The sequence below is a fragment of the Mesorhizobium sp. B1-1-5 genome, assembly GCF_006443065.1.
Classification (GTDB): domain Bacteria; phylum Pseudomonadota; class Alphaproteobacteria; order Rhizobiales; family Rhizobiaceae; genus Mesorhizobium.
On the sequence record NZ_VFWS01000005.1, the window covers coordinates 77,332 to 96,091 of the forward strand.

15 protein-coding genes are annotated in these 18,760 nt (G+C 63.8%); 7 read left to right on the forward strand and 8 right to left on the reverse strand.

Annotation, left to right across the window (positions count from 1 at the left end):
- Positions 1–5 precede the first annotated feature (5 nt).
- Positions 6–1,109, reverse strand: a complete 1,104-nt coding sequence (locus tag FJ980_RS03615; protein ID WP_140541578.1) for a glycosyltransferase family 9 protein — start codon at positions 1,107–1,109, stop codon at positions 6–8.
- 136 nt (positions 1,110–1,245) lie between these two features.
- Positions 1,246–3,930, reverse strand: coding sequence for a pyruvate, phosphate dikinase (gene ppdK, locus FJ980_RS03620; RefSeq protein WP_140541579.1), 2,685 nt, complete (start codon positions 3,928–3,930; stop codon positions 1,246–1,248).
- A 214-nt stretch (positions 3,931–4,144) separates the two neighbouring features.
- On the opposite strand from ppdK, the gene FJ980_RS03625 reads away from it, so the two are divergent.
- Positions 4,145–4,489: a VOC family protein gene (locus FJ980_RS03625; protein ID WP_140541580.1), complete on the forward strand. Its 345-nt coding sequence runs from the start codon at positions 4,145–4,147 to the stop codon at positions 4,487–4,489.
- A gap of 393 nt (positions 4,490–4,882) precedes the next feature.
- Here FJ980_RS03625 and FJ980_RS03630 read toward each other — a convergent pair whose 3' ends face one another.
- The 4 genes from FJ980_RS03630 to FJ980_RS03645 are packed head-to-tail and all read right to left on the reverse strand — an operon-like array spanning position 4,883 to position 8,265.
- Positions 4,883–5,263 carry a hypothetical protein gene (locus tag FJ980_RS03630; RefSeq protein WP_140541581.1) on the reverse strand — a complete coding sequence of 127 codons (381 nt, stop codon included), beginning with the start codon at positions 5,261–5,263 and terminating at the stop codon, positions 4,883–4,885.
- The gene (locus FJ980_RS03635; RefSeq protein WP_140541582.1) at positions 5,253–6,203 is read right to left on the reverse strand and encodes a WxcM-like domain-containing protein; all 951 of its coding nucleotides are present in this window, start codon (positions 6,201–6,203) and stop codon (positions 5,253–5,255) included. The genes FJ980_RS03630 and FJ980_RS03635 overlap by 11 nt, the downstream gene beginning before the upstream one ends.
- Positions 6,200–7,138 (reverse strand): glycosyltransferase family 2 protein, encoded by a 939-nt coding sequence (locus FJ980_RS03640; RefSeq protein WP_210243727.1) that lies wholly within the window; start codon positions 7,136–7,138, stop codon positions 6,200–6,202. Before FJ980_RS03640 ends, FJ980_RS03635 begins: the two co-directional genes overlap by 4 nt.
- Positions 7,135–8,265, reverse strand: a complete 1,131-nt coding sequence (locus tag FJ980_RS03645) for a DegT/DnrJ/EryC1/StrS family aminotransferase (RefSeq protein WP_140541584.1) — start codon at positions 8,263–8,265, stop codon at positions 7,135–7,137. The genes FJ980_RS03640 and FJ980_RS03645 overlap by 4 nt, the downstream gene beginning before the upstream one ends.
- A 572-nt stretch (positions 8,266–8,837) precedes the next feature.
- On the opposite strand from FJ980_RS03645, the gene FJ980_RS03650 reads away from it, so the two are divergent.
- From FJ980_RS03650 to FJ980_RS03660, 3 genes are all read left to right on the forward strand, one after another.
- Positions 8,838–10,868 (forward strand): nucleoside-diphosphate sugar epimerase/dehydratase, encoded by a 2,031-nt coding sequence (locus FJ980_RS03650; protein ID WP_181181090.1) that lies wholly within the window; start codon positions 8,838–8,840, stop codon positions 10,866–10,868.
- A gap of 92 nt (positions 10,869–10,960) precedes the next feature.
- Positions 10,961–11,872 (forward strand): glycosyltransferase family 2 protein, encoded by a 912-nt coding sequence (locus FJ980_RS03655; protein ID WP_246676293.1) that lies wholly within the window; start codon positions 10,961–10,963, stop codon positions 11,870–11,872.
- Positions 11,873–11,875: 3 nt separating this feature from the next.
- Positions 11,876–12,412 (forward strand): sugar transferase, encoded by a 537-nt coding sequence (locus FJ980_RS03660; RefSeq protein WP_140541586.1) that lies wholly within the window; start codon positions 11,876–11,878, stop codon positions 12,410–12,412.
- Positions 12,413–12,425: 13 nt separating this feature from the next.
- Here the strand turns inward: FJ980_RS03660 and FJ980_RS03665 are convergent, their stop codons facing one another.
- Both FJ980_RS03665 and FJ980_RS03670 read right to left on the reverse strand, forming a co-directional pair.
- Positions 12,426–13,370, reverse strand: a complete 945-nt coding sequence (locus FJ980_RS03665) for an NAD-dependent epimerase/dehydratase family protein (RefSeq protein ID WP_140541587.1) — start codon at positions 13,368–13,370, stop codon at positions 12,426–12,428.
- Positions 13,367–14,659: an O-antigen ligase family protein gene (locus tag FJ980_RS03670; RefSeq protein WP_140541588.1), complete on the reverse strand. Its 1,293-nt coding sequence runs from the start codon at positions 14,657–14,659 to the stop codon at positions 13,367–13,369. Before FJ980_RS03670 ends, FJ980_RS03665 begins: the two co-directional genes overlap by 4 nt.
- A 456-nt stretch (positions 14,660–15,115) precedes the next feature.
- On the opposite strand from FJ980_RS03670, the gene cysD reads away from it, so the two are divergent.
- The 3 genes from cysD to cysQ are packed head-to-tail and all read left to right on the forward strand — an operon-like array spanning position 15,116 to position 18,748.
- On the forward strand, positions 15,116–16,021 hold the full coding sequence (gene cysD, locus FJ980_RS03675; RefSeq protein WP_246676294.1) for a sulfate adenylyltransferase subunit CysD: 906 nt from the start codon (positions 15,116–15,118) through the stop codon (positions 16,019–16,021).
- A gap of 2 nt (positions 16,022–16,023) precedes the next feature.
- Positions 16,024–17,961, forward strand: coding sequence for a sulfate adenylyltransferase subunit CysN (gene cysN, locus FJ980_RS03680; protein WP_181181091.1), 1,938 nt, complete (start codon positions 16,024–16,026; stop codon positions 17,959–17,961).
- Between the two features lie 7 nt (positions 17,962–17,968).
- A complete protein-coding gene (gene cysQ / locus FJ980_RS03685) occupies positions 17,969–18,748 on the forward strand; it encodes a 3'(2'),5'-bisphosphate nucleotidase CysQ (RefSeq protein WP_181181093.1) in 780 nt (259 codons plus the stop codon).
- Positions 18,749–18,760 lie beyond the last annotated feature (12 nt).

Below are 18,760 nucleotides of genomic sequence, written 5' to 3' on the forward strand. Positions count from 1 at the left end.
AAATGTCAGACCGCGGCTTCCAGGACCATCTCGGTGCGCGCCAAGAGTTCCAGCGCCGCGTCCACCACCGGATCGACCTCCAGGCGCCAGACGCAGCATGCCTTGCTCGGGTCGGTTCGGCGGCACAGGTCGCCCCCGACGCAGTCGCAAGGCATCGATGGCCGCAACGAAATGCTGGGCACGCCGACCGGCGCCCAAAGGACCGGGTTGGTCAGGCCGAACAGGCCGACGACCGGTGTTCCGGCCGCGGCTGCCATATGCATCGGTCCGCTTTCGTTGCCGAGAAACAGCCGCGCCTCACAGAGCAGCGCCAGCAGCGTTTCCAGCCGCAGCGTGCCCGCCAGGTTGGCGACAGGCGTTTTCGCCGCGGCCATGATCCTGTCGGTCGCCTCAACCTCGTCCGGACCGCCGACCATGACCACGCGCAGGCCGGTTTCGCGGACGATCCTGTCGATTGTCTCGGCAAAGCGCTCCGGCTGCCACCGCCGCCCCGCGAAGCTTGCTCCGGCATGGACCGCAACAAAAGCGTTTGGCTGGATCCGGTGCCTGGCGAGCAAGGCCAGGACGCGCGTCGTCTCGAAGGGCAGCGGCCGGATGGCCGGCGCCCTGACGCGCAGATCGATGCCCAGCGCCTCCAGCGGAGACAAATAACGGTAGAGATAGTGCTTCTTGCCGAATCCGAACGGCTTCATCCTGACGTTGGCGGGTTGACGCTCGTGCCAGCGCAAAGGCCGCTCCGTCGGAAAATAGCCGACCCTGACCGGAGCGTTGACCAGTCCGGAAATGATCCGCGAGGTCTTGGAGTCGGTGATGTCGATGGTCATGTCGAAACGGTGTCGCCGCAATGTGCGCACAATGCGGAAGAGCTCGCGCCCGCGCTCGAGCGGCGAGCCACGCATCCTGGCACGGCTGAAGGGGACGACCTCGGAAGCTATGCCATGGGCAGTCAGGAAGCCGGCGAAATGGGCTTCGCAGAGAAACACGATCCTGACGCCCGGATATTGAAGCTGCAGGTTCTTCGCCAGTGCCGAGGCAAGCACGATGTCGCCGATGAACTTGGTCTGCAGGATCAGGATCGATCGGTAAACGGATGGGGAAATCTGCAACATGGGTTTTCCGACACAGATAAATTCGGTGTCGGAAAGTCGCTTGGAACGGTGTCGAGATTCAGGGCCGTCACGCGCACGTTCGCGTGACATTGCATACAAAGTCGTAATGTATCGGGACGCCGCTGGCCGAAGCCCGTCAGGCGCGTTTTGCCGCACCCTTCGCTGCCGCCACTGCCGCCTGCGCAGCGGCCAGCCTGGCGATCGGCACGCGGTAGGGCGAGCACGATACATAATCGAGGCCGACCTCCTCGCAGAAACGGATCGAAGCCGGATCGCCGCCATGTTCGCCGCAGATGCCGAGCTTGATACTCGGGCGCGTCGCCTTGCCCTTTTCGGCCGCGATCCGCACCAACTCGCCGACGCCGTCAATGTCGAGCGACACGAACGGATCCTGTTCGATGATGCCCTTCTGCCGGTAGGTTTCGAGGAAGGACGCCGCATCGTCGCGCGAGATGCCGAACGTGGTCTGCGTGAGATCGTTGGTGCCGAAGGAGAAGAATTCGGCCGCTTCGGCAATGACGTGCGCGCGGATCGCCGCACGCGGCAATTCGATCATCGTGCCGGTCAGATAATCGATCTTGGTGCCGGTCTCCTTCATGACGCTTTGCGCGACCGCATCGATGCGCGCCTTGACGTATTGCAGCTCCTTCACCAGGCCGACCAGCGGCACCATGATCTCCGGCACGACCAGCGCGCCGGCCTTGCGGCCGGCCTCGACCGCTGCCTCGAAGATGGCGCGCGCCTGCATCTCGGCGATCTCGGGATAGGAGACGGCGAGCCGGCAGCCGCGATGGCCGAGCATCGGGTTGAATTCGTGCAGCGCATCCGTGCGCTGCCTGAGCTTGTCGGCCGACACGTTCATGGCGGAGGCGACCTCGGCGAGTTCGGCCTCGGTCTTCGGCAGGAATTCGTGCAGCGGCGGGTCGAGCAGGCGGATCGTCACCGGCAGGCCGGCCATGATCTCGAACAGCTCGAGGAAGTCCGAGCGCTGCATGGGCAGGAGCTTGTCCAGGGCCGCACACCTGTCCTTCTCGGTGTCGGCCAGGATCATCTCGCGCATGGCGACGATACGGTCGCCATCGAAGAACATGTGCTCGGTGCGGCAAAGGCCGATGCCCTCGGCACCGAAGGAGCGCGCCATGCGGGCGTCGAGCGGCGTTTCGGCATTGGTGCGCACCTTCATGCGGCGCGTGGCGTCGGCCCATTCCATGATGGCGGCGAAATCGCCCGACAGCTCCGGCTGCAGCATGGCGACCGCCCCTTTGAGCACCTGGCCGTTGCCGCCGTCGATAGTAATGATGTCGCCTTTGCGGAAGGTCTGGCCCATCGAGAGCAGCGTGCCGGCCTTGTAGTCGACACGCAGCGAGCCGGCGCCGGACACGCAGGGCTTGCCCATGCCGCGCGCCACCACCGCGGCGTGGCTGGTCATGCCGCCGCGCGTGGTGAGGATGCCTTCGGCGGCATGCATGCCGTGGATGTCCTCCGGGCTGGTTTCGATGCGCACCAGGATCACCTTGCGGCCTTGCGCCCTGGCGTCCTCGGCATCGCTGGAGGAAAAAACGATCTCGCCGGTGGCGGCGCCGGGCGACGCCGGCAGGCCCATGCCTATGACATCGCGCGCGGCATTCGGGTCGATGGTCGGATGGAGCAGTTGATCGAGCGAGGCCGGGTCGATGCGGGCGACCGCCTCCTCCCTGGTGATCAGCCCATCCTTCGCCATCTCGACGGCAATCTTCAGCGCAGCCTTGGCGGTGCGCTTGCCGGAGCGGGTCTGCAACATCCACAATTTGCCGCGCTCGATGGTGAATTCGAGATCCTGCATGTCGCGGTAGTGCTTTTCCAGCCGGTCGGAGATGTCGACGAAAGCCTGGAAGGCGTCCGGCATAAGCTTCTGCAGCGACGGCTTGTCGGAGCCGGCGGCAATGCGCGCCGCCTCGGTGATGTTCTGCGGCGTGCGGATGCCGGCCACCACGTCCTCGCCCTGGGCATTGACCAGGAATTCGCCGTAGAGCTGCCTTTCGCCGGTCGAAGGATTGCGCGTGAAGGCGACGCCGGTGGCCGACGTGTCGCCCATATTTCCGAATACCATGGCCTGGACGTTGACGGCGGTGCCCCAGCTTTCCGGGATGTCGTGCAGGCGCCGGTAGGTGATCGCGCGGTTGTTCATCCAGCTCGAGAACACGGCGCCGATCGCGCCCCAGAGCTGTTCCTGCGGATCTTGCGGGAACGGCTTGCCGAGCTCTTCCTCGACCTTGGCCTTGTAGAGCGAAATCACGCCTTGCCATTCCTGGGCCGTCAGGCCGGTGTCGAGCTCATGGCCGAGACTGGCCTTCTGGTCCTCGAGGATTTCCTCGAACACTTCGTGGTCCAGGCCCATGACGACGTCGGAATACATCTGGATGAAGCGGCGGTAGCTGTCATAGGCGAAACGCGCATCGCCGGAATCGGCGGCCAAGGCCTCGACCGTCTCGTCGTTGAGGCCGAGATTGAGCACCGTATCCATCATGCCGGGCATCGAGGCGCGAGCACCGGAGCGCACGGAGACCAGAAGCAGCTTCGACGGGTCGCCGAAGCGGCGGCCGGTAATCCGGCCGATATGGTCGAGAGCGGAGACGACATCCGTCTCGAGCCCGCCGGGATAGGTGCGGCCGTTGGCGTAATAGGCGTTGCAGACCTCCGTGGTGATGGTGAAACCGGGCGGCACCGGCAGCCCGAGGCTGCACATCTCGGCCAGATTGGCACCCTTGCCGCCGAGAAGGTTGCGGTCGCCGGCACGGCCCTCGGCGGCGCCGTCGCCGAAGGTGTAAACCCACTTGGTCATGCTTGCCCTCCAGTTCGTGGAAGATAGAAACATCCGGATGAGTGCCGTTTCCCGCCTTCCCCGCTCCGAGCGATAGGATGCTGCAGTGCGAAAGGCAAGGCACCGGCAAGCAACCACTGCGGCTACAATCGATTAAGCAAAAGCTGCGTCAAAAAGACTTGCCGGAGGGAAACGGCCGATCTAGAACATAACGGGAACGCAGTGGAGTAGCGTGATGAAACTCAACGGAAAACTCGACCATCTCGAACTGCCGGCGACGGGCGGCACGCTGGACAGCGTCAAATCTTTCTACAGCGCCGCCTTTTCATGGTCGTTCACCGACTACGGTCCGACTTACGCCGCCTTTGCCGAAGGGCTCGACGGCGGCTTCCAGGCAGATGCCGGGGAGGCGCCGGCCAAGCCGCTTCCGGTGCTTTATTCCGAGAGCCTCGAGGAAACGCTGGATGCGGTGGAGAGCGCCGGCGGCACCATCGTCAAGCCGATTTTCGCCTTTCCCGGCGGCAGGCGATTCCATTTCACCGATCCGGCCGGCAACGAACTGGCCGTTTGGGGACATTAGAGCGCTTCACCGTTTCACTGAAACGGTGAAGCGCTCTAACTTTGCCCAAGCTGGTAGGTGCGCAGTAATCTTGCAACTCTGGCATGGGTGGGAGGCCAAAAAATCTATGGCTCTCCCGCCCGCTCCGCGCTGATGAGGTAGCCGGTGACGGAGGTTGGGGTTTTGCAATCTAGAATGGTGGCGGACGATGGTCGGTCCGGCGCGGTTTTGGTATGCATGTCCTCACGCCTGGAGTTCAGTGCTGCCCAATGACCGCAGACGTAGAAGCCGTATCGGAAATCCGTCCGAGGATGCGGGCGCACCATGATCGTGCGCTTCGCCCGCACGGCCCAGCCTGCCGAATACGCCGGCATCATGGCCACCGACAGCGCCGCCCGGATCGGGAAGGGCGTGTCAGTATCGTCTACGGAGTATCCATCGAGAAACCAGGAAATTGAGCGCTGTTGTGATGGCCAGCGTTGCAAAGAACGCCGCCACTCGGCTTTGCAGCGCTCGCTCGAGAAAATGAAGGGTCGCCAACCCGGCTACAAACACCGCGGCGACCGAGCCGCCGACCGCCAGCCGGTCCGTCAAGCCGGTGCGCCCGCCGGGAAAGACGCGGTCCGGATAGAACGCCATCACGAATGCGAGGCCTGCCAGCCAGGCAATCGTGTAGGAAACGCCCGACGACAGGATCGTCAGGCCGGCAAAGTAGACGGCACTCGTCAGCGCGGTGTTCAGTCCTCCCGCCGCAAGAAAACGGAGCGCATCCGAGCCTATCCGGTCAGCGGTCATCCGGCCCGACCGTCGCGAGGAAATCCGAATAGTCCCTGATATAATCGCTTGCGTCATAGGGGTGCGAGGCCATGACCAGCAAGACCGTGTCCGGCTGGAACTTGTACTGGATGCCCCACACGCCGGGCGGCAGATAGAGCCCGACCGAGGGATCCGCCAGCGACACTTCCTTTCTGTCGTGACCGTCATCGACGACGACCGACAGGCGGCCATGGGTGGCAATCAGGAATTGCTGGCATTGGCGGTGCGCATGCTCGCCCCTGACCTTGTCGGAACGCACGCCGTAAACCAGAAACGAGCGCAAGGGCTTGAACGGCAGGTTCTGTCCGAACTCGAGCGGGGCCAGCTCGCCGCGCAGGTCGCTGAAGTGCGGCAGCCGCCAGAGCTCGCATCCGCCGACGCCCAGCGCCATCCTGTCGCCTGCGGCGCCAGGGGCCGCTTGCGTCATCACCGGCTCGACCTGCGGGCCGGTCTGATAGCCGACGATGACGGCCGGATTTCCAACGACCACGGCGTTTGCCGGGACGTTCTTGGTCACCACGGCGCCGGCGCCGATCATCGCCTGGCGGCCGATCGTTATGCCCGGCAGGATCGTTGCGTTGGCGCCGATCGACGCGCTGTCCTCGACGACCGTCTGGAGAAACTGCTCCGGATAGTGTTTCGAACGCGGGAAGCGGTCGTTGGTGAAGGTCGCATTCGGGCCGACGAACACGCGATTACCCAGCCGAACGCCGTCCCATAGCTGAACGCCGCTTTTTATCGTGACGTCATCACCGACGGTCACGTCGTTTTCGATGAAGACATGATCGCAGATGTTGCAGTTCGCGCCGATCACGGCGCCTGCGAGGACATGGGCAAACGCCCATATGCGCGTGCCATTGCCGACGCGCGTGCTTTCGCAGATACCGCGGTCATGGACAAAAAACGGTTTGTCGTTCATGCGGACGTCCCGTCGACAATGCGGCTTATTATCCGCAATGGGCGCGATTTGGTGTTTTCAACCGCCCGCCAAAGATAACAGCCAAGGATGCCTTGCACCGCGAGGATCGCTGATCCAAACCCCACGATCAGCAGCACCAGGGTCGTGTATCCGGCCGGATCGATCTTGCCCAGCAAGCGGGCGACGACGGTGATCGCGGCAAACACAAGGCTGAGCACGCAGCCCGCAATTCCTACCCAGAGTATGAAAACGATTGGAAAATCGGAAAACGAGAAGATCGAATCCATCATATATCTGAGCCGGCGCCCAATACCCCAGGCACTCTTCCCATGCTCCCGCTCGCGCCGCCGATAAGGCACGAACTCCCGCCTGAACCCGACCCAGAACAGCTGAACCACAAGCGAGCTGTTTGGCTCCTCGATTGACAGGATCGCATCGAGCGCCTGGCGGTTGCAGGCAAATATATCGACGCCGCCGCTCGGCATGCTGGGCAAAATCAGCCTGCGGTAAACGCTCCAGAAGGCCCGGGACAGGAAACGTGTCAGAAGGGGGTCGTCGCGGCCGGTTCTGCGGCCAAACACAACGTCGGCCGTGTCCTTTTCCAGCATCGAAAAGAATTCGACAATGAGTTCGGGCGGCTCCTGCAGGTCGGCCGCCATCGCGGCCACATGTTTGCCGGACGCGTGCTCGAGCCCCGTCCGAATGGCCGTGAAGGAACCAAAATTCCGGCTGTGGAAGATGATCTTGTATCGGTAGCTGGCGTCCTTCAAAGCCCTGACCAGCAGGCCGCCCGACTGGTCGGGCGACCCATCGATGACGAAGACAAACTCGATGTCGCCCTCATACATGGCGTCGAAATCGGCGACGGCCTGCAACAGGGAAGGGATGTTCGGCTCATTGCGGTAAATGGGAAAAACAAGAGAGCGCGCAGTCACATTGCCTCCCATTCGCCAAGGGCCCCGCACACTTGCTCGACCTCATCATTCGTCATGTCCGGGTAGCACGGGACGGAACAGAGACGACTGATGCTTGCCCGGGAGATTGCGAGATTTTCGGTCCCTTTCATGGGCAGGGCAGCCCAACCAATCTGATCGCAATCCAGCACGGGATAGTGGACATCGGTATCGACGCCGCGCTCCTTCATGAAGGCGCGGAATGCGTCCCGGTCGTCACAGAGCAGGACCGCAAGGTGTGCGACGGCGCCGTTGCCGCCGTCGAGGAATTTGAGCCGGCGTCCGGTAACGGCCTTAAATCTGCTAACGATGCTACGGCGTTGTTCGTTGCGGCTGTTCAAGTCCGGAAGAAGTACATCCAAAATCGCGGCCTGGACCTCGTCCATGCGAGAGTTGCGCCCTCCCGGCAGGGCTACATGGTATTTGGAACTCCAGCCATATTGATGAAGCTGACGAACGCGCTCCGCCAGTCTTGGGTTGGAGGTGAGGACCGCGCCGCCGTCACCCATCGCGCCGAGATTCTTGGTCGGGTAGAAGCTGAAGGTGGCGATGTCTCCAAGTGATCCAGCCGTTTCACCCCCGATGCGAGCACCATGTGCCTGGGCGCAATCCTCAATGACCGGTATGTGCGACATGCCGGCATTGACAAGTCCTGCCCGGATAGCGGGTACATCGACCACGCCGCCGTAAAGATGGGTAGCGACAATCGCAGCCGTGTCGGTACTCACCGCTTCCAGCACCGATTGGACGCTTGCAAGTTGGCTGGCTGGTTCGATGTCGACGTAGTGTGGAATAAGGTCGTTGTGCCAGCACGCGCAACTGGCATATCCCCCGGCATTCGCCGCCACGATCACCTCGCGTCCATGCGCATCGCCAAGCCCGACGATAGAGCGTAAAGCGAGTTCAAGGGCGTCCGTTCCGTTGGCGACGAGGATGCAATCCGAGGCTCCTGCAAACGTCGCAAAGTTCGCTGCGAATCGCTTCCCTGCCGCGCCATTGAGCCACCATCCGGACCGCAGCGTGCCTGCTACTTCGCGCGCGATTTCAACCTCATAGCGCTGGTACAGACGCTTGAGATCATTCATCGGAACGGCATTCGGCTTCGTCATCAACAACTCGACAGCGTGTCTTGTTCGCTCCGGCGTGTTCGCCCGCAAACATTCGGAAATTCAGATGATTCTGGCATGACTCAGTTAAGAATACTTGCACCGCAGAAACAGCGGAAAGCCAAAACCACGTGCCCAACTATTGAGATTTCGGCTCGGTCGCGACAGGCTGGCGTCATTTGTGGAACGCTGTGAGCCTAGGGGCTGGCCAAAACCGCTTCGGCAGACCTGATCGGCACCGCCGTCAGCGACTCATAGCTATTGCGACAAGCTTGTTGCAGCGTGCTGCGCCGTGGTGAAGCCGGATCGTCACATCGTGACATCTATTGGCTTCCCTTTTGGGCGCCCGACAGGTTCTCTGAACGACTGACAATCCGCTCCGAGTTATTGCCGTTCCTAGTCAAATCATTCGCACAATCAAATATCCCCAAAAAACCTCTAGCCCTCCCGCCCTCTCCGCGCTAAGGCGATAACCGGGTGACGGGGTTGGGGATTGCAATCTGAAGTGGCGGTGGGCGATGTTTTGTCCTCGCCCGTTCTGATAGTATCACCGCGCCTGGAGTCAGTACTGCCCAATGACCGCATACGTAGAAGCCTTATCGGAACTCCGACCGAGGATGCGGCGCGCCATCATCATGGTCCAGGATCTCGTCATGGTCCTGGTCGCGGTGGCGCTTAGTCTGATCCTGTCGCAGTCGCGGCTTTCCTTCGACGCGTTCTCCGTCGGCGGGCTGGCCTGCTGGGCGCTCATCGTGCTCATCGCCCATCTGCTGTTCCGATCCAGCGGCCTCTACACCACCGTCTGGCGCTTTGCCTCCACGCCCGACTTCTTCAACATCCTCAAGGGCTGCGGCAGCCTGACGGTGGTGCTCTACCTGGCCTCGCTTGCCTTCCGCTTCTTCTTCCAGCCCGTCGCCGGCCTCAACGAGCGCCAGTTCATCGTCTTCTTCCTGGTCTCCTTCACCATCATCTCGGCTCCCAGGCTCTATTACCGCTTCCTGCGCGATGGCGCGAGCTGGCGCATCCTGCGCCGCGCCGCCGGCGAGGGCTCGACCAAGCAGGCGCTGTTCATCGGCCGGCTGGGCGAGGCGGATCTGATCGTGCGCTTCACCCGCACGGCTCAGCCCGCCGAATACGCCATCGCCGGCATCATGGCCACCGAGAGCGCCGCGCCGCTCGGCACGCGGATCCAGGGTGTTCCGGTCGTGGCGCTGCGACCGCGCCTGGTCGAGGTGCTGGAAGACTATGTCAAAGGCACGCAAAGCCTCGACCTCCTGATCTTCGGCCAGGGGGTCGAGCGCGAGATCGAAGACTATGCCGAGCTGGTGCGCGTCGCCCGCCACAGCGGCATCGCCGTCGTCCAGTTTGCCGGCCTGTCGGAACTGGGGCAGGGTGGCAAGCTGGTTCTCGATGCCGTTGAAATGGAAACCATCATGCGCCGTTCGGCGGTCGCCACCGATACCACGCGCATCGGCGCCTTCGTCGGCGGCAAGCGCGTGATGGTCACCGGCGGCGCCGGCTCCATCGGCCGCGTGCTCGTCAAGCGCGCGCTGGAGCTGGGCGCCGAGGCGGTGCTGGTGGCCGACAATTCCGAATTCGGCATTTTCCAGCTCGATCAGCAGACCGACGACGCCGACCGCGACCGGCTGACCAGCCGCATCGTCGACGTCACCGACCGGCCCCACATGACGCGCCTCGTCAAGGAGTTCAAACCCGCGATCATCTTTCATGCCGCTGCGCTGAAGCATGTGCCGCTGCTCGAGGAGAACTGGGAAGCGGCGATCGAGACCAATGTCTTCGGCACGCTTGCCTGCGCCGAGATCGCCGCCGAATGCGGGGTGCCGCGGTTCCTGCTGATTTCCAGCGACAAGGCGGTCGACCCGACCTCGGTGCTGGGCGTCACCAAGCGTGCGGCCGAACAGATCGTCTCCTCGCTGCATGAGGCCCAGGCGGCCTCGGCGCCGCGTGCCGGCGCGGCGAATGGTCATGCCGGCGCCGCCGATCTGCGTCATTCGGGCACGAAATTCATCGCCGTGCGCTTCGGCAACGTCTTCGGCTCCAACGGCTCGGTGGCGACCGTCTTCCAGGCGCAGATCGAGGCCGGCGGGCCGGTCACCATCACTGACCGGCGCATGACCCGCTATTTCATGACCGTGGCCGAGGCCGTCGATCTCGTCATCATGTCGGCCGCCGATGCCGAGCAGCGCCAGGGCAAGGACGACTACGCCATCTATATGCTCGACATGGGCAAGCCGGTGCCGATCCTCGAAGTCGCCGAAACCATGATCCGCATGGCCGGCAAAAGCCCCCACACCGATATTCCGATCCGCTTCACCGGCATCAGGCCCGGCGAGAAGCTGCACGAGACGCTGCACGCCGAGAACGAGGAGGTGGTCAAGCTCGACACCGCCAAGATCTTCGGCCTCAGGACCGGCGTCGTCGAATGGCCGAGGATCGAGGCGGCCCTGCCGGCGCTGGCGACCGCGATGCACCATCGCGACAAGGCCGAGGCACTTGCCATCCTGGCCGCGCTCTACCGGGCGGAAGAAGACATGGGCGGCGTGCGCGAGGAAGCGGAACCGAAAACGGCCGGGCAGGTCGGTTAGAACTTTGCCGCGTGCCCGCAATTAGCTATTGAAACCTTTCAAGCACCTCGCGGGCAAGTGATTCCAAAGTCGTGACCAGAAAAGATCAGCGCGTGGCCGTTCTCATGGGCACGAAGGATGGCGCGGCCTATATCGGCGAACAATTGGAATCCTTGGCTACGCAATCCTGGCCGCTCGTCGATCTCTGGGTCTCCGACGACGGCTCGTCGGACGCCACGGCCGCGATCGTCGAGGCGTGGCGGTCCCGCTGGACCAAGGGGTCGCTGACACTTTTGCAGGGCCCGCGAAGGGGCTTCGCCGCCAATTTCCGCTCCATGATCCTCGATCCGCGCATCGATGCCGACTGCTACGCCTTTTGCGACCAGGACGATGTCTGGGAGCCGGATCGCCTGGAGAGCGCCATCCGCTGGATCGAGGCAGAGGACATGGAAACGCCGCTCCTGTTCTGCTCGCGCACGGCGACTATCTCTGAGGCCGGCGTTCCGGCCGGCTACTCGCCGCTCTTCCGGCGCCCGCCGTCCTTCCGCAACGCGCTGGTGCAAAGCATCGCCGGCGGCAACACCATGCTCTTCAACCGCAAGGCGCGCGACCTTCTGGCGAAAGCGTCGGCCAGAACCGAATTCGTCAGCCATGACTGGTGGGCCTATCTCATCGTCACCGCCGCCGGCGGCAAAGTCCGCTACGAGCCGCGGCCGCTGGTCAGATACCGCCAGCACGCGGCAAACCTCGTCGGCGCCAACGTTTCATGGAAAGCGAGGTTTTCAAGGCTGGGCCGCCTGTTCAAGGGCCAGTTCGCCACCTGGACGGACACCAATCTGCGCGGCCTAGCCGTCAACCGCGACCTCATTGCGCGCGATGCAGCGCTTTGCCTTCGCCTGTTCATCAGGTCGCGCAAGGGCAATGTCTTCAGGCGCTTCGGCCTGCTCGGCAAAAGCGGTGTCTACCGGCAGACATTCATGGGCACGCTCGGGCTCTATGTCGCTTTCCTCTGGCGCCGGATCTGAGACATGACGGCCAAGCGCGCGCTCGACCTGGCGATCGCAGTTCCGATGCTGGCGGCAACGTCGCCCGTCCTGCTTGTCGCGATGCTGGCGATCCGGGCGACGTCGGCAGGCCCCGCCATCTTCTCGCAGATCCGCGTCGGCCGGGGAGGAGCCCTCTTCGCCTGCCACAAGCTGCGCACCATGTATCGGGAAACCCCTTCCTTGCCCACCCACGAGGCGCCGGCCCGTTCGGTCACTGCGGTCGGCAAGGTTCTGCGCGCAACCAAGATCGACGAACTGCCGCAGCTCTGGAACGTGCTGAAGGGTGAGATGAGCCTTGTGGGGCCTCGTCCCTGCCTGCCGACGCAGGCGGAGCTGATCGAGCGGCGCAAGGAACTGAGCGTGCTCACCGCACTTCCGGGCATCACAGGGCTGGCGCAGATCAAGGGCATCGATATGTCCGATCCAAGACTTTGCGCGGAAACCGATGCGGCCTACGTCAAGGCCGCCTCGACCGGCCTGGACCTCAAGATATTGCTGGGTACGTTCTTCCGCGCATAGAGCGGTTCACCGTTCACGGAAGCGGCGAACGGCTCCTCTGTCGCGCCAGTTCTTCAAGCCGGCCGAGTGTGTCGGCCTCCCGTTCCCAGCCTTCCAAAACAAGCAACGACGAATCGCAGACCTGCGTCGCCACCAGAGCTTGCCACGCCGCCCGTCTGCCGCTGAGCGTGGCCAGCATTCGGAACGGCCAGGCCGGTACGGGAAGAAGCCGGGCCGGCCGGCCGTATCCGCGCTGGAACGCGGTGACGATTTCGGACACCGCAACCGGCGAAGCATCGCCCAGCACATAAGTTGGGAGCGGCGCCGTGGGACGGCTCAAAAGATGCGTCACGGCGCCGGCCACGGCGTCATGCGAGACGAACGAGCGAACCGCCGTCAGAGCGGCTGTCGGCAACGGCAGACCGGTGGCGGCCAACCGCATCAGCCCGCGCAGATTTCCCTTCATGCCTTCGCCATAAACGGGCGGCAGCCGTAGCGCCGTCGCGCCGGCGCGTCCGGCGGTTGCAAAAGTCTCCAGCATTGCGATCTCGCCTTCGCGCTTGGAGCGCCCGTAGGCGCATTGCGGGGCAGGGGGCGTGGCCTCGTCGATCGTGCCGCTGAACCCTGCGCCCACCACGGCGCGGATCGAGGAGAGATAGACGAAGCGCCCGTCGATACGCGTGGCCGCCGCTTGGGCCAGCCGTCCGGTCAGTGTCGCATTGACGGCTCGCAAGTCGGCCGTGCCGGCGCTGCGGTCATTATTGAGCGCCGCGCAGTGGACGACATGCGTCACGTCACGCATGAGGGCCAGAAAGGCTTCCTGCGGTGCATCGCTACCGGGCAGCGCGACGGCATCGTCGTCGCCTGCCAGCCGCTGCGGCAGGCGCGATGCGATCCGTGTGTCGAATCCGGCCTCGCCCAACCGGCTCACGACCCGGCGTCCAATGAAGCCCGTCGCGCCGGTGACCAGGACCCTCATGGTTGCGGGCTGGCGCCCGGCGCCATGGTGGGCGCGCTTTTGCCGGTCGGCGCTATCGTCCGCCCGGACGCGAGGTAGGTTCCCGCAATCAAGAACACCATCAGCGTCGCGTCGAGGATGTCGTGGCCGACGAGGATGCCGGTCATTCCGCCGGTGAGATAGGTGATGACCGCGACAAGGATCATCGTCGCGCCGAACCGCTCCACCGGATCGGCGCTGCGGCGCAGCGTCCGTGCCGCATTCCATGCGGCAACGACGAAGATCGAGGCCAGGGCCAATGCTCCCAGCAGGCCGGCCTCGACCAGCGCCGTCAGGAAGCCGTTGTGGAAATGGCTGAAACCCTGCTGTAGGCCGAACTGGTCCTGCAAGCCTTGCTTCATCAGCGCCCGGCTCGCCGAGATGCCGTGGCCGAAAATCGGCATCTCGCGAAACGCGGCAAAACCGATTTCCCACATCGCCACGCGCAAGCCGAGCGCGGTTGAATGGTCGCCATTGGCATTCAGCGCATCCCAGTCGCTGACCAGGAAATCGGCCCGGTCCAGGATGACGCGAGAGCCGATGGCGGCAATCACAAGGGCGACCACGACGCCGATCACCACGAAGCGCGCCACGCTGGCGCCGGTGAACCGGCGGCGGTTGATGAGAAGCACGACGATGCCGGCAATCGGCACGGCCACCCAGATCATGCGCGATCCCGAATAGACGATCGCCATGGCTCCGGCGATCGCTGCCAGGACCAGCAGCTTCCAGCGTTTCTCGATGCCCGACAGCGCGCCGGCAAGGCATGTCACGGCGGCAAGGCACGTGACGGTAGCGAAAACGATTGGATTGCCGGCACCGCCCTCCGCCCTCACACCGAGCCGGTGAGACTGGAACACGGCCATCGCCAGCGCGCCGAAGCAGGCCGCGGTGCTGGCCAGAATGGCGATGCGTGCCAGCGCGGCCTTCTCGGTGATGCTCCATGTCGAATAGGAGAGGGGGAAAAGCAGGAAGGTGATCAACGGCAGGAAGAACCGCAAATCGGCAGTCAGCGTGCCGTTGACGATCGAAGCGAGAACCATCGCCGCGCAATAGGCATAGATCGCCGCCGTGACGGCGAGCATCGGCCGGTCGATATTGAAGCGTCGGCGCTTCGCGGCCACCACCATCGCCGACCATACGCCACCGGCATTGAAGGCGACGCTGACCAGCGATCCAAGCACCGGCGGCGAAAAAAAGCAGACGATCGAGAAATAGATGTTGATCTGTGCGGGCGTGAGGTGGCGCCGGAGCGTTGTAGACGGGTTCAAATGCTTCGCTTCGCAATTTTCCAGGTTGCGCCCGGATCCATGGAGCCAGCCAAAGGCCGCCTCGCCGGTCTCCGTTTGCCGCGCCTTGCCCGTTCCCCGAGCCCATATAGCGGCTGGCGCCGATCTGCGATAGTGCGGTCGACAATGTTGCGACAGAAATCCCCCGGTCCGGTGAGGATCGGGGAACTCCGGAATTGTCTTGGCACCACGGCTTTTCCCCGCTCAGCGTTTTCGATGGCTCCGGCAGGATTTTCCGCTTTGCCGGGCATGTTTGGAAAATTCGTTCTCCAATCACCGCGAGCCGCGCGGGTCTTGCATTGTTATCGGCGGCGCCGATCTGTTAGAACGCCCGCACGAAACAGTTTGTCCGAAGTGAAATCTGCGCCTGGGCGGCATCGGATTGCCCCTGCGATGCAAGATTTCCGCTCCACGGCACGAGAGAACGCTCGACGCTCCATGAATATCGCGCTCACGCATCTGCAGCGGCTCGAGGCCGAATCCATCCACATCTTCCGCGAGGTCGCGGCGTCTTTCTCCAAGCCGGTGATGCTCTATTCGGTCGGCAAGGATTCCTCGGTGCTGATGCATCTGGCGATGAAGGCCTTCTATCCGGCCAAGCCGCCTTTCCCGTTCCTGCATGTCGACACCACCTGGAAGTTCCGCGAGATGATCGCCTTTCGCGATCAGATGGCGCAGAAGCTCGGCTTCGACCTTTTGGTCCACGTCAACGAGGACGGCGTGCGCGACGGCATCAATCCGTTCGACCATGGTTCCAACACCCACACCCATGTCATGAAGACGGTGGCGCTGCGCCAGGCGCTCGACAAATACGGTTTCGACGCCGCTTTCGGCGGTGCCCGCCGCGACGAGGAGAAGTCGCGCGCCAAGGAGCGCATCTTTTCCTTCCGCAACGCCCAGCACGCCTGGGACCCGAAGAACCAGCGGCCGGAAATGTGGAAGATCTTCAACACCCGCATCGCGCAGGGCGAATCGATCCGCGTCTTTCCGCTGTCCAACTGGACCGAACTCGACATCTGGCAGTACATCCTGCAGGAGAACATCCCGATCGTGCCGCTCTATTTCGCCAAGGAGCGGCCGGTGGTCGAGCGCGACGGCATGCTCATCATGAAGGATGACGACCGCATGCAATTGCATCCCGGCGAGGTGATCGAGAACCGCCTGGTGCGCTTCCGCACGCTGGGCTGCTACCCGCTGACCGGCGCGATCGAGTCCGATGCCGACACGCTGGAAGCCATCGTCGGCGAGATGCTGACCGCACGCACCTCCGAGCGCCAGGGCCGCCTCATCGACCGCGACGAGGCCGGCTCCATGGAAAAGAAAAAGCGCGAGGGGTATTTCTGATAATGCGCCACATCATGGCCAAGAGCCTCGCCCCGACCGATTCGATCCGCGACTACATGGCCGCGCAGGAGAAGAAGTCGCTGCTGCGCTTCCTCACCTGCGGCTCGGTCGACGACGGCAAGTCGACGCTGATCGGCCGGCTGCTCTCCGACACCAAGCAGATTTTCGAGGATCAGCTCGCCGCGCTCGAAAGGGATTCGCGCAAGCACGGCACCACCGGCGACGACATCGATTTCGCGCTGCTGGTCGACGGGCTGGAGGCTGAGCGCGAGCAAGGCATCACCATCGATGTCGCCTATCGCTTCTTCGCCACGCCGAAGCGCAAGTTTATCGTCGCCGACACGCCCGGCCACGAGCAGTACACACGCAATATGGCGACGGGCGCCTCGACAGCCGATCTCGCCATCGTGCTGATCGACGCGCGCCAGGGCGTGCTGCGCCAGACCCGGCGTCACTCCATCATCGCTTCGCTGCTCGGCATCCGGCATATCGTGCTTGCGGTCAACAAGATCGACCTCGTCGGCTTCGACAAGATCGTGTTCGACCGGATCGTCGCCGACTACGGCGAATTCGCCAAGGAACTGGGCTTCATGAGCGTCGCCCCGATCCCGATGTCGGCGCGCTTTGGCGACAACGTCAGCAGCCGCTCGGAGCGCACGCCCTGGTATTCCGGACCGTCGCTGATCGAGCATCTGGAAACCGTGTCTGTCGACGAGGCCGCCGTCGAGCTGCCGTTCCGCTTCCCCGTTCAGTATGTGAGCCGTCCGAACCTCGATTTCCGCGGCTTTGCCGGCACCATCGCCTCCGGCACCGTCTCTGAAGGAGACGAGGTCGTCGTCGCCAAGTCGGGCAAGGCATCCAGGGTCAAGCGCATCGTTGCGCAAGGCGGCGACCTCGAGCAGGCGGTCGCCGGCCAAGCGATCACACTGGTGCTCGACGATGAGGTCGAGGTGTCGCGCGGCAATATGCTGGTGTCGCCGGCTGCACGACCGCAGGTCGCCGACCAGTTCGCCGCCAACATCGTCTGGTTTGACGAGCAGGCGCTGCTGCCCGGCCGCTCCTACATCCTGCGCACCGAAACCGACCAGGTGAGCGCGACCGTCACCGACCTGAAATACCGGGTCAACGTCAACGATTTCGCGCATGAGGCGGCGAAGTCGCTCGACATCAACGAGGTTGGCGTCTGCAATCTGTCGACGCGAGCGCCGATCGCTTTCGATCCCTTCGCCGAAAACCGCACCACCGGCGCCTTCATCCTGATCGACCGCATCACCAACGCCACCGTCGGCGCCGGCATGATCCTGCATTCGCTGCGCCGTGCCGAAAACATCCACTGGCAATCGCTCGATGTCGGCAAGCGCGGCCGCTCAGACCTGAAGAACCAGCGCCCGGCCGTGTTCTGGTTCACCGGGCTCTCCGGCTCAGGCAAGTCGACCATCGCCAATTTGTTCGAGAAGAAGCTGTTCGCGTCCGGCCGCCATACCTACATCCTCGACGGCGACAATGTCCGCCACGGCCTCAACCGCGATCTCGGCTTCACCGACGCCGATCGTGTGGAAAACATCCGCCGCGTCGCCGAGGTGGCCAAGCTGATGGCCGATGCCGGCTTGATCGTCATCGTCTCCTTCATCTCGCCCTTCAGCGCCGAGCGGCGCATGGCGCGCGAGCTGATGGCCGAGGGCGAGTTCGTCGAGGTGTTCGTCGACACCCCGTTCGAGGAATGCGCCCGCCGGGATCCGAAGGGCCTCTACGCGCGCGCCTTGAGCGGCGAGATCAAGAATTTCACCGGCGTCGATTCTCCTTATGAGGCGCCGCAGAATCCGGAAATTCACCTGAAAACTCTGGGCAGGAGCCCGCAGGAGATGGCGGAAGCGCTGGAACACTGGCTGACCGAGCGCGACATTGCCGAGGAGCAGTACGACAATGGCGGCGGTATCTGACGAGGCGATGCTCGGCGTCTTCGAGCGCCTGGCGCTCGAGGCCGGGCGCGAGGTGATGCGCGTCTTCCACGAGGGCTGCGCCGTCGACAGCAAGGCCGATACTTCGCCGGTGACGGAAGCCGACCGCGAAAGCGAGAAGATCATCCTCGCCGGCCTGCGCGCCGCCTATCCGGACATACCCTGCGTGGCGGAGGAGGAGGTCGCGGCGGGCATCGCCACGCCCGATCTCGACGGCGCCTTCTTCCTGATCGATCCGCTCGACGGCACCAAGGAATTCGTCAACCGCCGCACCGATTTCACCGTCAACATCGCGCTGGTCCGCCATGGTGCGCCGGAAGTCGGCGTCGTTTTCGCGCCGTGCACGGGACGCTTTTTCTCCGGGCGACCCGGCAAGGCCGAGGCGCTGGAGATCGATGCCGACTATCGCATCGCCGGCCGCCGGCCGATCACGGTGCGGGCAGGGGGCATGCCGCTCGCGGTCGTCGCCAGCCGCTCACACAACACGCCGGAAACCGAGGAATTCATCCGCGATCTCGGCGCCGCCGAGATCGTCTCGATCGGCTCGTCATTGAAATTCTGCCTGCTCGCCGCGGCGGAAGCCGACGTCTATCCGCGCTTCGGCCGCACCATGGAATGGGACACGGCGGCGGGCGACGCGGTGCTGCGCGCCGCCGGTGGCATGACGCGGACCCTGGACGGTGAGCCGCTGATCTACGGCAAGCGCAACCAGGCCAGCGACAGCGATTTCGCCAATCCGCATTTCGTCGCGACGGGAAAGGGCGCGTAATCTCCCCCACGA

Bases quoted from the DNA above. Each gene is read 5' to 3' on its own strand.
- FJ980_RS03615 (WP_140541578.1), bottom strand. From the start codon at position 1,109: ATGTTGCAGATTTCCCCATCCGTTTACCGATCGATCCTGATCCTGCAG.
- ppdK (WP_140541579.1), bottom strand. From the start codon at position 3,930: ATGACCAAGTGGGTTTACACCTTCGGCGACGGCGCCGCCGAGGGCCGT.
- FJ980_RS03625 (WP_140541580.1), top strand. From the start codon at position 4,145: ATGAAACTCAACGGAAAACTCGACCATCTCGAACTGCCGGCGACGGGC.
- FJ980_RS03630 (WP_140541581.1), bottom strand. From the start codon at position 5,263: ATGACCGCTGACCGGATAGGCTCGGATGCGCTCCGTTTTCTTGCGGCG.
- FJ980_RS03635 (WP_140541582.1), bottom strand. From the start codon at position 6,203: ATGAACGACAAACCGTTTTTTGTCCATGACCGCGGTATCTGCGAAAGC.
- FJ980_RS03645 (WP_140541584.1), bottom strand. From the start codon at position 8,265: ATGACGAAGCCGAATGCCGTTCCGATGAATGATCTCAAGCGTCTGTAC.
- FJ980_RS03650 (WP_181181090.1), top strand. From the start codon at position 8,838: ATGACCGCATACGTAGAAGCCTTATCGGAACTCCGACCGAGGATGCGG.
- FJ980_RS03660 (WP_140541586.1), top strand. From the start codon at position 11,876: ATGACGGCCAAGCGCGCGCTCGACCTGGCGATCGCAGTTCCGATGCTG.
- FJ980_RS03665 (WP_140541587.1), bottom strand. From the start codon at position 13,370: ATGAGGGTCCTGGTCACCGGCGCGACGGGCTTCATTGGACGCCGGGTC.
- cysD (WP_246676294.1), top strand. From the start codon at position 15,116: ATGAATATCGCGCTCACGCATCTGCAGCGGCTCGAGGCCGAATCCATC.
- cysN (WP_181181091.1), top strand. From the start codon at position 16,024: ATGCGCCACATCATGGCCAAGAGCCTCGCCCCGACCGATTCGATCCGC.
- cysQ (WP_181181093.1), top strand. From the start codon at position 17,969: ATGCTCGGCGTCTTCGAGCGCCTGGCGCTCGAGGCCGGGCGCGAGGTG.